Source organism: Amycolatopsis sp. CA-161197 (genome assembly GCF_050942255.1).
In the GTDB taxonomy this organism is placed as follows: domain Bacteria; phylum Actinomycetota; class Actinomycetes; order Mycobacteriales; family Pseudonocardiaceae; genus Amycolatopsis.
In genome coordinates, this window is the sequence record NZ_CP192059.1 from 8,921,019 (window position 1) to 8,933,650 (window position 12,632).

General features: G+C 72.1%; 13 protein-coding genes and 1 riboswitch. Of the genes, 6 read left to right on the forward strand and 7 right to left on the reverse strand.

Translation table 11 applies throughout. The annotated features are described in order from the left end of the window. The first annotated feature begins 10 nt into the window (after window positions 1-10). The gene (locus ACQPXB_RS42240) at window positions 11-178 is read left to right on the forward strand and encodes a hypothetical protein (protein WP_220247896.1); all 168 of its coding nucleotides are present in this window, start codon (window positions 11-13) and stop codon (window positions 176-178) included. A gap of 124 nt (window positions 179-302) precedes the next feature. Here the strand turns inward: ACQPXB_RS42240 and ACQPXB_RS42245 are convergent, their stop codons facing one another. Then, the gene (locus ACQPXB_RS42245) at window positions 303-602 is read right to left on the reverse strand and encodes a YciI family protein (RefSeq protein ID WP_285972606.1); all 300 of its coding nucleotides are present in this window, start codon (window positions 600-602) and stop codon (window positions 303-305) included. Window positions 603-809: 207 nt separating this feature from the next. Here ACQPXB_RS42245 and trpS point away from each other — a divergent pair, with 207 nt between their 5' ends. Beyond that, window positions 810-1,775 (forward strand): tryptophan--tRNA ligase, encoded by a 966-nt coding sequence (gene trpS / locus ACQPXB_RS42250; RefSeq protein ID WP_366579787.1) that lies wholly within the window; start codon window positions 810-812, stop codon window positions 1,773-1,775. 61 nt (window positions 1,776-1,836) lie between these two features. On the opposite strand, the gene ACQPXB_RS42255 is transcribed toward trpS, so the two are convergent. The 3 genes from ACQPXB_RS42255 to ACQPXB_RS42265 are packed head-to-tail and all read right to left on the reverse strand — an operon-like array spanning window position 1,837 to window position 4,291. Beyond that, complete coding sequence (locus ACQPXB_RS42255) at window positions 1,837-2,229, reverse strand: (deoxy)nucleoside triphosphate pyrophosphohydrolase (protein WP_366579789.1); 393 nt, start codon at window positions 2,227-2,229, stop codon at window positions 1,837-1,839. 23 nt (window positions 2,230-2,252) lie between these two features. Then, window positions 2,253-3,584 carry a sensor histidine kinase gene (locus tag ACQPXB_RS42260; protein WP_366579791.1) on the reverse strand — a complete coding sequence of 444 codons (1,332 nt, stop codon included), beginning with the start codon at window positions 3,582-3,584 and terminating at the stop codon, window positions 2,253-2,255. After that, a complete protein-coding gene (locus tag ACQPXB_RS42265) occupies window positions 3,581-4,291 on the reverse strand; it encodes a response regulator transcription factor (RefSeq protein ID WP_366579793.1) in 711 nt (236 codons plus the stop codon). Before ACQPXB_RS42265 ends, ACQPXB_RS42260 begins: the two co-directional genes overlap by 4 nt. Window positions 4,292-4,436: 145 nt before the next feature. Here ACQPXB_RS42265 and ACQPXB_RS42270 point away from each other — a divergent pair, with 145 nt between their 5' ends. The 3 genes from ACQPXB_RS42270 to ACQPXB_RS42280 all read left to right on the forward strand — a co-directional run bounded on the left by ACQPXB_RS42270 (window position 4,437) and on the right by ACQPXB_RS42280 (window position 7,489). Continuing rightward, the gene (locus ACQPXB_RS42270; protein ID WP_386954240.1) at window positions 4,437-5,540 is read left to right on the forward strand and encodes a LolA family protein; all 1,104 of its coding nucleotides are present in this window, start codon (window positions 4,437-4,439) and stop codon (window positions 5,538-5,540) included. An 11-nt stretch (window positions 5,541-5,551) separates the two neighbouring features. Beyond that, entirely contained in the window at window positions 5,552-6,538 is a 987-nt protein-coding gene (locus tag ACQPXB_RS42275) for an ABC transporter ATP-binding protein (protein WP_386954304.1), read from the forward strand. A gap of 72 nt (window positions 6,539-6,610) precedes the next feature. Beyond that, on the forward strand, window positions 6,611-7,489 hold the full coding sequence (locus tag ACQPXB_RS42280) for an ABC transporter permease (protein WP_366579799.1): 879 nt from the start codon (window positions 6,611-6,613) through the stop codon (window positions 7,487-7,489). 7 nt (window positions 7,490-7,496) lie between these two features. Here the strand turns inward: ACQPXB_RS42280 and ACQPXB_RS42285 are convergent, their stop codons facing one another. The 3 genes from ACQPXB_RS42285 to ACQPXB_RS42295 are packed head-to-tail and all read right to left on the reverse strand — an operon-like array spanning window position 7,497 to window position 11,212. Further along, the gene (locus ACQPXB_RS42285; RefSeq protein WP_432847465.1) at window positions 7,497-8,537 is read right to left on the reverse strand and encodes an ABC transporter ATP-binding protein; all 1,041 of its coding nucleotides are present in this window, start codon (window positions 8,535-8,537) and stop codon (window positions 7,497-7,499) included. Further along, complete coding sequence (locus ACQPXB_RS42290) at window positions 8,538-10,178, reverse strand: ABC transporter permease (RefSeq protein WP_386954233.1); 1,641 nt, start codon at window positions 10,176-10,178, stop codon at window positions 8,538-8,540. It lies immediately after the preceding gene. After that, on the reverse strand, window positions 10,154-11,212 hold the full coding sequence (locus ACQPXB_RS42295) for a thiamine ABC transporter substrate-binding protein (protein WP_366579805.1): 1,059 nt from the start codon (window positions 11,210-11,212) through the stop codon (window positions 10,154-10,156). The genes ACQPXB_RS42290 and ACQPXB_RS42295 overlap by 25 nt, the downstream gene beginning before the upstream one ends. 17 nt (window positions 11,213-11,229) lie before the next feature. Next, window positions 11,230-11,345: riboswitch (TPP riboswitch) on the reverse strand. Window positions 11,346-11,378: 33 nt separating this feature from the next. Here ACQPXB_RS42295 and ACQPXB_RS42300 point away from each other — a divergent pair. Then, a complete protein-coding gene (locus ACQPXB_RS42300) occupies window positions 11,379-11,657 on the forward strand; it encodes a 4a-hydroxytetrahydrobiopterin dehydratase (RefSeq protein ID WP_366579807.1) in 279 nt (92 codons plus the stop codon). Window positions 11,658-12,632 lie beyond the last annotated feature (975 nt).

The following is a 12,632-nucleotide window of genomic DNA, read 5'->3' on the forward strand; positions in this document are numbered from 1 at the left end:
GGAGCCCACCGTGGGCAAAAAGGACAAGAAGCAGCCGGACACCCCCGCCGGGGTCGTCCGCAAGCTGATGAAGGCCGGCAAGGTGAAGAAGAAGTGCTGCCGGTCGTCCTCTCGGTGCAAGAAATGCCCGGTGCTCGCTCTGAAGAAGGCGAAAACGGACCTCGCGAAGGCGGCTTGAGCGCTTTCCCGTACCGCTCCCGACGGCAACAGTTCCGAGAGGTTTCACCGGCCGTTCCCGGCCCGGGTTCGCCCCGCGCGCCCGGTTCAGCGTGACCGAAGTCTCGCGCCGCCGGACGCCCTGATCAGTGCGCCACGGCCTCGTTGACCAGGCGCAATTCGGGTGCCGTCTTCGTCGGTGAGAACTCGATCACCTGGTACTGGGCCAGGTGCTGAGTCGCGAACGGGTCGGTGGCCAGGATGGCGTCGAGCTTCCCGCGCGCCATCGGGCGCGTGATGATCACGCCGCCCGTGCGCGGGTTCTGGCGGCCCGAGGCCAGGAAGTGACCGTGGTCGTACTGCTTGCCGAGCCACTCGGCGTGGTCCGGCAGCGCCAGGTCGATCTCCTCGATGGGCGCGGTGTAGGTGAGCAAGACGACGAACATGTCTCGACGGTAAACCCGGTTCCGCGCGTAAGCACCCGCAAGTGTTCTAAGGTGTTCACCATGTTCGCGCACAGCACCCAGTGGTGGCCGCCCTCCGGCGGCCCCGTTGCTCTGCGCTGAACTCCAGCGAAGGCCGCCCCGGTGGGCGGCCTTCTCGCTTGTCAGGCGGGTCTCCTCCCGGGGCACACACCCAGGAGAGGAACCCCAGTGGTCCAGTTATCCGGCATCACCCCGTCCGGCCACGTGCACCTCGGCAACCACCTAGGCGCGTTGCGCCGCTTCGCGTCCGACAGCGAGCCCGACGACCTGTTTTTCGTCTCCGACCTGCACGCGATGACCACCGCGCACAACCCCGCGAAGCTGCGCGCCCTCGCCACGGAGCAGCTGGCCGTGATGGTGGCGACGGGCGTCGACCCCGAGCGCGTGTTCGTGCAGTCGGACATCGCGAAGGAGCTGGGCGCGCTGACCTGGATCCTCGAGTGCACCTGCTCCTACGGCGAGGCCGCGCGCATGATCCAGTTCAAGGAGAAGGCGAAGGGCCAGGCCGGGGTGCGGCTGAGCCTGCTCACCTACCCCGTGCTGATGGCCGCGGACATCCTGCTGCAGGGCGCGTCCGACGTGCCGGTTGGCGAGGACCAGAGCCAGCACGTGGAACTCGCCCGGACGCTGGCCAGGCGGTTCAACTCGACCTACGGCGAGGTGTTCACCGTGCCGCGGGCCGTGCTGCCGCCCACCGGCGCGCGGGTGAAGGACCTGGCCGAGCCGACGCGCAAGATGTCCAAGTCGGCGCACGACGCCGCGGGCGTGGTCTTCGTGCTCGACGAGCCCGACCACGTGCGCCGCAAGATCCGACGCGCGCGCACCGACGGCGGGTCCGTGCCCGCGTACGCCCCGGAGAGCCGGCCGGGCATCGCGAACCTGCTGGACATCCTCGCCGCCTGCACCGGCCGCGATCCGAACCGGCTGGCGGACGAGTACCCGTCGTACGGCGTGCTCAAGGACGCCGTCGCCGACGCCGTGATCGAGGAGCTGCGCCCGGTGCGCGAACGCACGATGGCCCTGCTCGCCGACACCGCGGAGCTCGAACGCGTCCGCAAGGCGGGTGCCGTCCGCGCCGCCGAACGCGGTGACCACCGGCTGTCCTCGGCGCTGCGCCTGATCGGCGCCGGCTGAAGAGCACGGGCGGGTTTTCCTTGACGCACAAGGGAAACCCGCCCCCTGCCGCAGGTGAACGTCAGCTGATCAGCAATGCGCGCAACGCCGGGATCAGGCCGCGATCCGCCGGCAGCCAGTCGACGTCGTCGAGCTCGTCCGGCCCGACCCAGCGCAAGGCCGTGTGCTCCACGGCCCGAGGTTCGTCGCCCGGGGAGATCAGCGCGGCGGAGTACACGCGCAGCACCTTCCCGCCCGGCAACGGCACCTCTTCCCCGACGCGCCCGCCCACCGTGACGGCGACGTCGAGCTCTTCCTGGCACTCGCGGGCCAGCGCGTACGAGTCGGTCTCGCCCTCTTCGACGCGCCCGCCCGGCAGCTCCCACTGTCCCGCGTGGTGCGGCGGCCACGCCCGCTGCTGGGTGAGCAACTTCCCGTCGCGCACCAGCGCCGCTCCGACGATGACCCCGTCCATCGGCCCAGTGTCCCGCACGGCGTTCACCCGGTTGCCGCGGCCCGATCCGCGCGCCACCTGACCTCGAAGCGCGCACCCCCGTCCGGCGACTCCCCCACGCGCACCCGCCCGCCCCGCCGGCGCACGGCTTCGGCGACCATCGCCAGGCCCAGGCCGGTTCCGCCGGACGAGCGGGCGCGGTCGTCGGCCACGCGGTAGAAGCGGTCGAACACCTTGGCGCGGTGCTCGGGCGCGATGCCGGGGCCGTCGTCGTCCACCACCACGCGGACGTCCGAGCGCGAGGCGAGCACCGACACCACGATCTGACCGGTGGCGTAGCGGCAGGCGTTGCGCAGGAGGTTGTCGAGCACCAGCTCCACCTCCGAGTGCGTCGCGAGCGCCCACGCCTGCGCCACGGCAGCGCTCACCCGCGCCTCGGGCGCGCCCGCCGGCAGCCGGTGCACGGCCGCGCGCACCTCCGTGACCAGCTCCACCGGCTCGGCGGGCGGCACCTCGCCGGCGTCGGACCGGGCGAGCGACAGCAGACCGTCGAGCAGCGCCGACAGCCGTTCGGCCTCGGCCAGGATGTCCGTGAGCGTCTCCTGCGCCAGCTCCGGATCCGGGTTCGTCACGGCCACCTCGGCCTGCACCCGGATCGACGCGACGGGCGAACGCAGCTCGTGCGCCGCGTCGCCGGTGAAGCGCCGAAGCCGGCTGCTCACCTCTTCCTGCCGGGCGAGCAGCGCGTTGAACTCCTCGGCCAGCGCCCGCAGCTCGTCGTGCGACGTGGGCAGCGGCAGCCGCGAGCTGGGCGGCAACGAGCGCACCAGGCCCCGCATCCGGGCGACCGGCCGCAGCGCGAAGCGCACCACCAGCCACGTCGCGAGCCCCGCCACCACCGCACCGACCAAAGCGACGATGACCAGCCACAACCCGCCGGCGTGCACGGCCGCGGCGAATCCGACAAGGCCCGCGCCCGCGACGACGAGCCGCTGGCTGCCGTCCGGCGTGCTCACGACCTGGCCCCGCCAGCGGTCTCCGTCCGTCTGCACCGGCACGCCCGCCTTGAGCTGCCCGATCGCGTCGCCGCTCAACGGCGGGCGCGGCCGGCCGTCGACCGGCGCTCCTGAGATGTCCAGCACCCGTACCGAGACCGGGTCCGCGTCCGCCGGCGGCCGGCCCGCCGAGACCGAGGCCGACGCGGGTCCGAGCGCGGTCGTCAGCTCGTGGTCGACGGAGTCGACGAGCAGCGAGTCGAGCCGGCCGGCGGCGAGCGTGGCGAGGCCGAGCAGGCAGGCGAGCGTGATCGTGGTGGCCAGCACCGTGATCCGCACCTGAAGCGACCGGCCCCGCCACCAGGACGGCGAGCCGATCACATGACCTCGTCCAGCTGTGCGTCGGACGCGAGGTAGCCGTGGCCGCGGACGGTCCGCAGCAGCGCGCCGGCGCCGACCGCGTCGAGCTTGCGCCGCACGTAACCGACGTAGACCTCCACGAGGTTGCGCGTCACGGCCTGCTCCTCGCCCCAGACCGCGCGCAGGAGCTCGTCCTTCGTGACGACCGTGCCGGCGCGGCTCACGAGCACCTCCAGCAGCCCGAACTCGCGCGGCGACAACGGCACCTCGGCACCGTCCCAGCGCACCTGCCGCAACGCGCGGTCCACCTCCAGCGAGCCCAGGCGCAGCGTGCCGCGCGAAGCGTCGGGCCCGGCGCGCCGCAGCACCGCGCGCACCTGCGCGACCAGCACGACGAAGGAAAACGGCTTCACGAGGTAACCGTCGGCGCCGAGGTCGAGCCCGTCGGCCTGGTCGACCTCGCCGTCCTTGGCGGAGACGAGCAGGACCGGCGTCGTCACGTTCTCCGCGCGCAGCTGCTGCAGCACGCGGTAACCGGACAGGCCGGGCAGCATGATGTCGAGCAGGATCACGTCGAACGCGCCGGTGCGCGCCAGCCGCAGCCCGGACGGCCCGTCGGCCGCCGTGACCACGTCCATGTCCTCCGCGCGCAGGCCGCGTTGCAGCGCCTTGAGCACGCCCGGCTCGTCGTCGACCACCAGCACCCGAGGTTTCACGAGGTTCATCATGGCCGGTTTGCGCAGGTCGTGCGCGAGCTCTCAGCGCGATCTCAGCCGCGGAGGCCGAGCATTCAGGGGTATCTCAGCCTCGAGAGGGAAGCGTCGGTTCCGGGAGCCGAGCACACTGGGGCTCGGAAACACAGGGAGAGACGACATGGATCCGAAGAAGAAGGCCATCACCGCGGCCGTCGTCGGCACCGCTCTGGGGGTCGGGGGGCTCGTGGTGGTCGCGATGCCGGCTTCGGCCGGCGACGCGCCGAAGCTGCCGCAGATCAGCGCCGAGGACCTGGTGCAGTCGGTCATGACGGCCAACCCCGGTCCGTTCGACGGCACCGTGAGTGTGAGCAACGACCTCGGCCTGCCCGCCATGGGCGCGGCCGCCGGCGCGGTCCCGGGGATGAGCGCGCTGAACATCGACTCCGCGCACGTGTTCAGCGACGGCGCCGGCAAGGCCAAGATCTCGCTGACCAACGGCGCCTCGCAGGAGACGATCGTCCGCGACGGCACGACGGTGTGGGATTACCACTCCAGCAACAACTCGGCCACGAAGACGACCATCCCGGCCGACGTGGCGACGAAGCACGACATGGGTGCCGGCGAGATGGCCGACCCGGCCACGGCGACCAAGGAACTGCTGGCCAAGGTGCGCGAGAACAGCACCGTCTCCGTGGACGGCACGGCGAACGTCGCCGACCGCCCGGCCTACGAGCTGGTCTTCACCCCGAAGCCGACCGAACGCACGCTGCTGCGCGAAATCCGCGTGGCCGTGGACTCGCAGACGCGCATGCCGCTGCGGCTTTCCGTGCTGAGCAACGGAACCACCGCGCCGGCGTTGCAGGTGGCGTTCACCGACGTGAAGTTCGCGCCGCAGTCGGCCGACCTGTTCGCCTTCACGCCACCGCAGGGCGCCAAGGTGACGGAGAAGACCGCGAAGGTCGACGACCAGACCAAGGCGATGGCCGACGAGGCCAAGCAGGACACCAAGCTCGTCGGTGACGGCTGGGACACCGTCATCACGGGCAAGGTGCCGGCCGACGCGCTGTCCGGCAAGAAGCCGGCCGGTGCCTCCGGGGCCGAGGGCCGCAACGTCGACCCGCAGCAGCTGCTCAGCCGCTTCGCCAAGCGCGTGAACGGCACCTGGGGCAGCGGCTACCTGTTCACCACCAAGGTCGGCGGCGCGGTGCTGACCGACGACGGGCGGTTCGCCGCCGGTGCGGTGCCGGAGCAGGTGCTGTACGAAGCGCTGGGCCAGAAGTGACCGAGACCGAAGTGGTCGTGACCGGGGCGGGCATCTCCCAGGAGGTGTCCGCCCCGGCGGTCCCGCTCGCGGCGCGCACGCGCGGGCTGCGCAAGGTCTACCGCGGCACGGTCGCGGTGGACCACGTCGACCTCGACGTGCCCGAAGGCGCCGTGCTCGGGATGCTCGGGCCCAACGGCTCGGGCAAGACGACCACGATCCGCATGCTGCTGGGCCTCGTTCGGCCCACCGAGGGTGAGGTCGAGCTGCTCGGCCGGCCGATGCCCGACGGCGCGCCGCACGCGCTGCCCGACGTCGGCGCGCTCGTGGAAGGCCCGGGCTTCCACCCGTTCCTCTCCGGGCGCGACAACCTGCTGCGCTTCGCGGCCGCCGAGCCGCGGCTGGCGTCGGGAGCGATCCCCGCGGCCGTGGACGGAGCGCTGGAACGCGTGGGCCTCACTGTCGCCGCGCGCCGCCGGTACAAGGGCTACTCGCTCGGCATGAAGCAACGGCTGGGCCTGGCCGCGGCGCTGCTCGTGCCGCGGCGGATGGTGATCCTCGACGAGCCGACCAACGGCCTCGACCCCGCCGGCACGCGCGAGATCCGCCGGATCATCGCCGAGCTGCACGCCGACGGCTGCACCGTGCTCGTGTCTTCGCACCTGCTCGCCGAGGTCGAAGCGACGTGCACCCACGTCGCCGTGCTGCAGTCGGGCACGGTCGTGGCGCAGGGCGAGCTGGCGGAGCTGCTGGAGTCGGGCAACGCGGCGCTGCTCGTGCGGACACCCGACGCGGAACACGCGGTGGAAGTGTTGCGGGAGAACCGGATCGGGGCCCGGCTCACGCCCGACGGCGTCCGCGCGGACCTCACCGCCACGCCCGCGCCGCGGGTGCTGCAGGTGCTCGTGGGCGCCGGTGTCGAGGTGCACGAGGCGACTCGCGCGCGAACCGGGCTGGAGGACCTGTTCGCCCGGCTCACCGAAGGTGCGAACGGCTCGGAATCCGAGGGGGAAGCATGACCACCGCCGACGTACTCATTCCCGCGGAGGCGGCATGACCACCGCCGACGTACTGACTCCCGCGGAGGCGGCATGACTACCGCGACGCTCACGGCACCCGTGAGCCGCACGGGCCACGACACGGTGCCGCTGCCGCGGCTGGTCGCGGCCGAGCTGCGCTGGATCTTCCGCCGCCCGCGCACCCTGGCCGTGCTCGCGCTGCTGGCCCTGGTGCCGATCGTGATCGGCATCGGCCTCACGCTGGTCGGCGACAGCGGTCCCGACGGCGGCCCGGCCGACGGCGACGCGGCGCTGCTCGCGTCGGCCGTGAACAACGCGCTGGTGCTGCCCATCGCCGCGCTGACGATGACGCTGGCCCTGCTGCTTCCGCTGGCCTCGGCCATGGCCGGCGCCGACGCGCTCGCGGGCGAAGCCGCCCACGGCACGTTGCGCGCGTGGCTCGTCGCTCCCGTCAGCCGCGGCCGGCTGCTGGTGGTGAAGGCCATCGGCGTGGCGGTGGTGTGCGTGGTCGCGGTGCTGGCCATGTGCGTCACGGGCGTGGTGACCGGGCTGATCATCAACGGCACCGGATCGCTGTTCACGCTGTCGGGCACCACGTTGTCGCTCGGCGCGGCGCTGGGCCGGATCCTGCTGGTGGCGGGCTGGATCGTGCTGCAGCTGTGGGCCGTCGGCGCGGTCGCGCTGGCCGTGTCGAGCTGGACGGAACACCCGATGCTCGTGGTCGCCTCCGTGCTGGCCGGCGACATCGTGTTCACGATCCTGGGGTTCCTGACCTCGCTCGACTGGCTGCACCCGTTCCTGCTCACGCGCAACTGGGCCGAGGCCCCGACGGAGATCCTGCAGGACCCGATCGGCGGCTCGATGCTCAGCGAGGGCGCGCTGCGGGCGGCTTGTTACATCGTGGTCGGCCTGTCCCTGGCTTACGGGCGGCTCGCCACGCGCGACGGCTGACGGGGGTTCAGCCGACGACGGCGATCCCGTCCGGGTCGAGTTCGAGCCGGACGGGATCGCCGGCGCGCAGGTCCGCCGTCACGGGAGCGACGGCGTCGACGGTGTCCTTTTCGGAAGGGCCGTTTTCGGAATAGTCCTTTTCGGACAGTCGCACGACCAGCCGGAGGTGCTCCCGCCGGTGCACCGCGGCCGTCACCTCGCCGGCCACGCCGGTTTCGGCCACGCGCAAGGCATGCGGCCTGAGCCCCAGACGCACCGGACCGTCTTCGAGCTCCGGGAGCGCGACGTCACCGAGACCGGTGTGCACCACGCCGCCCGCGGCCACCCCGTCGACGAACGACGTGGCGCCGAGGAACTTCGCGACGTCGTCGTCCGCCGGGTTGCGCCACACCGACCGCACGGCGCCTTCCTGCCGGATCTCGCCGGCGTCGAGGACGGCCACGCGGTCGGCGAGCGTGAACGCCTCTTCCTGATCGTGGGTGACCAGCAGGGCGGTGATCTTGCTGCGCCGCAACAGGTCCGCGAGATCGATGGCGAGCTGCTCGCGCAGCCCCGCGTCGAGGCCGGACAGCGGTTCGTCGAGCAGCAGCAGCCGCGGTTCGGGCGCGAGGGCGCGAGCCAGGGCCACGCGCTGCGCCTGGCCGCCCGACAGCTCGGTGACGCGCCGGCGTTCGAACCCCTTGAGCCCCACCAGTTCCAGCAGCTCTTCGACGCGGGCCCGGTGTTTCGCCTTGGGGATCCCGTGCATGCGCAGGCCGAACGCGATGTTCGCGGCGACGTCGCGGTGCGGGAAGAGCTGGCCGTCCTGGAAGACCAGCCCGAATCCGCGCCGGTGCACGGGCACGGTGGCGAGGTCGGTGCCGTCCCAGCTCACCGAGCCCGACGTCATGGGCTCGAGGCCGGTGATGGCACGCAGCAGCGTCGACTTGCCCGAGCCGGACGGGCCGAGCAGGGCGAGCACCTCGCCGTCGGTGATGTCGAGGCGCGCGTCGCGGACCGCCGCGAACGAGCCGTAGTGGACCGTGAGGTCCCGCACCGTGAGCGCCATTCAGAACTCCCCCACCGTGCCGTGCCCGCGAACGGAGCCGAAGCGGTCGATCAGCGCGACGGCCGCGACCGTCACGACCATGAGCAGCGCGCACGCGGCGTACGCCATCTGGTTGTTGAGCTCGCCCGGGCGCGAGATGAGCGTCGCGACGGCGACGGGCAGCGTGGGCGCGTCGGGGCGGGCGAGGAAGCTCGTGGCGCCGAACTCGCCGAGCGCCACCACGAAACCGAACCCGGCGGCCGCGACGAGCGAGCGCGCGGTGAGCGGCAGGTCGATCTCGCGCCACACGCGGGCCGGGCTCGCGCCGAGCGTCGACGCGGCCTGGCGCAGCCGCACGTCGACGGCGCGCAGCACCGGCAGGATCATCCGCACGACCAGCGGGATGATCACCAGCGCCTGCGCGAGCGGCACGAGCAACGGCGACGTGCGCAGGTCGCCGGGCAGCGCGTCGAGCGTCACGAGGTAGCCGAAGCCGACCGTCACGGCGGAGACGCCCAGCGGCAGCATCAGGGCGGCGTCCATTGTCTCGCCCATGCCGCGGGCGAGGCGGCCGGGTGCGCGCCGCAGGGCGACGAGCACGACGCTGGCCAGCACGCCGACGGCCATGGCGAGCAGCGTCGCGTCGGTGGCGGCGGCGAGCGAGTTCTGGGCGGCGACCCAGCCGGAGACCTGCAGCGCGTCGTCCGTGCCGGTGCTCGCGAGCGCGCGGAAGCCGGCGAGGCTCCAGCCGTCCGGTGTGGACACCGACTCCAGCAGCAGCGCGACGATCGGCGTCATCAGCAGGGCGATCACGACCGTGGCCGCGCCGACCGTCCACCATTCGCCTTTTCTCGGCCGCCGGGGCGTGGCCTGCTTGAGTTTCACGGCGTTCTCACGGCGGCGCCGGGCGATCGCGCCCAGCGCGAGGGCGGCGAGGACGGCGGCGAACTGGATGAGCGACAGCGCGGCCGCTCCGGAGAGGTCGAGCAGGTCGACCGTGCGCAGGTAGATCTCGGTCTCGAGCGTGCGGTAGCGGCCGCCGCCGAGGATGAGCACCACGCCGAAACTGGTGGCGCAGAAGAGAAAGACGACCGCCGCGGCCGACGCGACGGCCGGGCCGAGCGCGGGCAGCGTCACCGTGCGGAAGGCCCGCCACGGCGAGGCGCCCAGCGCGCGGGCGGCTTCGGTCGCACGCGGGTCGAGGTGGCTCCACAGCCCGGCGACGGTCCGGGCGACCACGGCGACGTTGAAAAACGCGTTGGCCAGCACCAGCGGCAGCACACCGCCGTCGGGCCACAGCGCGCGGAACGCGAGCCCGACGACCACCGTGGGCAGCACGAACGGCACCAGCACCAGCGTGCGCGCCAGCCCGACGCCCGGCAGCTTCACGCGCGCGAGCACGTAGGCCACCGGCAGCCCCGCGACCACGGCGACGACTGTCGACGCGGCGGCGCTGACCAGCGTGAACGCGGCGAGCTGCCACGTCTGCGCGTCGGCCAGGACCGTGTCCACGCCGCCGGCCGAGAAGCCGCGGCCGAGGATCGCGACGACCGGCCACGCGAAGAACACGACCAGGAACGCGACGGGCAGCAGGCCGAGCAGCGCCAGGCCCGCCGTGCGCGCGGTCTGCGCCGGCGTTACGCGCCCATGAGCGAGCGCCATTCACCGATCCACTTCTCACGGCCGGCCTGGATCTGGTCGGCGGGCAGAGTCGCGGGGTCCTGGGGCAGCGGCGCGGCCGCGGCCCAGCCGGCGGGCAGGTCGACGCCCTCGCGGGCAGGGTAGACGTACATGTTGGCCGCGACCGTCGTCTGGAACTGCTGCGACAGCAGGAAGTCGACCACCTTCTGGGCCTGCGGCACCTGCTTGGTGCCGGCGAGGACGCCGGCGTACTCGATCTGGCGGAAGCACGTGTCGAGCAGCGCCTTGGTGCGCGGCTTGCCGTCGTCGCCGATCTCGGCGGCCGGCGAGGACGCGTACGAGACCACGATCGGGCGCGGGCCCTTGCCCGAGGAGCCGGAGAAGTCCTTGGTGTAGGCCTCTTCCCAGCCGCTGTCGACCTTGACGCCGTTGGCCTTGAGCTTGGCCCAGTAGTCGTGCCAGCCCTGCTCGCCGTACTTCGCCACGGTGCCCAGCAGGAACGCCAGCCCGGGCGACGCCGTGGCGGGGCTCTCGGCGACGGTGAGGTCCTTGTACTTCGGGTCGGCGAGGTCGTCGTAGGTCTTGGGCTCGGGCAGGTGCTTGCTCGCGAAGTAGGCGGGGTCGATGTTGACGCAGACGTCGCCGACGTCCACGGCGCTCAGGCGGTGCTGCGGATCCGCGGAGTACCGCTGCGGCCCGCGGTCGGCCTCGGGGCTCGTGTACGCCTGGAACACGCCCTCGCCCAGCGCGCGCGAGGCGAACGTGTTGTCGACGCCGAACGCCACGTCGCCGATCGGGTTGGCCTTGGTGAGCACCAGTTTGTTGGTGAGTTCCCCCGCGTCGCCCGATTTGAGGATCTTGAGCTTGATCCCGGACTGCCGCTGGAACGCGTCCAGCACGTCCTGCGGCGCGACGAACGAGTCGTGCGTGACGAGCGTGACCGTCGGGGTCTGCTGGGCGTCGCCGCCCGAGCTGCCGCCGGACAGCGAGCACGCGCTCGCCAGCGCCGTGACCGTGGCCAGGCCCAGCACCGTGCGTGCGGTCCGCGGAATCATCTGCCCTCCTTGCGCCGATGCGGGGAGAGCAGCCCTCCCTGCGCCGGCATGATCCGGAATCAGGTGCGAACGGTCGCGGGTCTCGGGCACCCGCCTCTCAGCCCGGCTGCACCGGACTCCCGTGGCAACCGTGCAGCGTAGCCCAAACGGGTTCACCATTGGACACATGGCGCAACTACTGAGCGACTCCGAGATCTCATCGGCCCTGGCCACCGTCCCCGACTGGCGCCGTTCCGGCGACTCCATCACCCGTACGGTCGACCTCCCGTCCTTCCCGGACGCCGTGACCTTCGTGGTCCGCGTCGGCTACCTCGCCGAAGCCGCCGACCACCACCCGGACATCGACATCCGCTGGCGCACCGTGACGCTCACCCTCTCCACCCACTCCGCCGGCGGCCTCACCTCGAAGGACTTCGCCCTCGCGGCCCAGATCGACTCCCTGTGATCTGCCCGACCCCGGCGACACCTCCCGCGGGCTGACACGTCCCCTCTTCGTACGCACTTCCACGGAGGGGACTTTCATGACCCAGGCGATCATCGTCGGCACCACCGCGTTCACCCTGATGGTGGCCTCCGCCGCCGCGGTCCTGTGGCGCACTTTCCGCACCCACCGTGATCTCGACCACAGGCCGTAACACCACCCTTGATCAGCGCGCTATCCCAGCGGAATCCGCCCACCCCGCCCCGCTAGGACCCGCGATGAACAACTCGCCCACTGCCCTCTCCGCCACCCAGCGCGCCTGGATCACGCTGTTCGCGACGTCGTTCACGCTGGCGGCTTTGGTGGTGCTCGGCCTGCTGGGCTGAGCGCTTCTTTTCACTCTCCGAAACGGCTCGCGGGTTCGTGCCGACGTCTCGGTATGAACCGCTTGTGCGTGGCGTGCGCGGCAGCCGTGGTGTTCCTGGCTGCCGCGTCCTGCGCAGCGCCTGCCGACTCGCGACCTCCACCGGTGTCGACCTCGGCGACTCCTGCCGCTCCGGTCTCCCCGACGTCGAACCCGCCCTCACCGACGCCTTCACCGACGTCGACCCCTCCGGCGCCCACATCAACCCCCGCGGCCCTGAAGTCGACATCCACTCCCCGCGCCACCAAGAAGTCGCCCAAGGCCCGCGACACCCGCCCCGGCTGTGGCCAACGGGCCGTCAACGCCCGCAAGTTCAACCCGAGCTGCAAGGAATACCAGGGCTACCTGGACCCCGGCGGCCCCGGCCGAGGCAAAACCTCCGGCGAAATCCAGCACGACTGGGCGTGCGAACAGGGCATGTTGCCGAAGAACGAGTGCTGACCAACGTCCGTGGGCCGGAAGACCACTTGTCCGGAAAAACGTTCCAACTGACCGCTCCGGACCTCACCGCGGTCCGGAGCGGCTGGTGATCAACCCCGGGTTGGCGGTAGACGATCACCACGCCACCCTGCGAC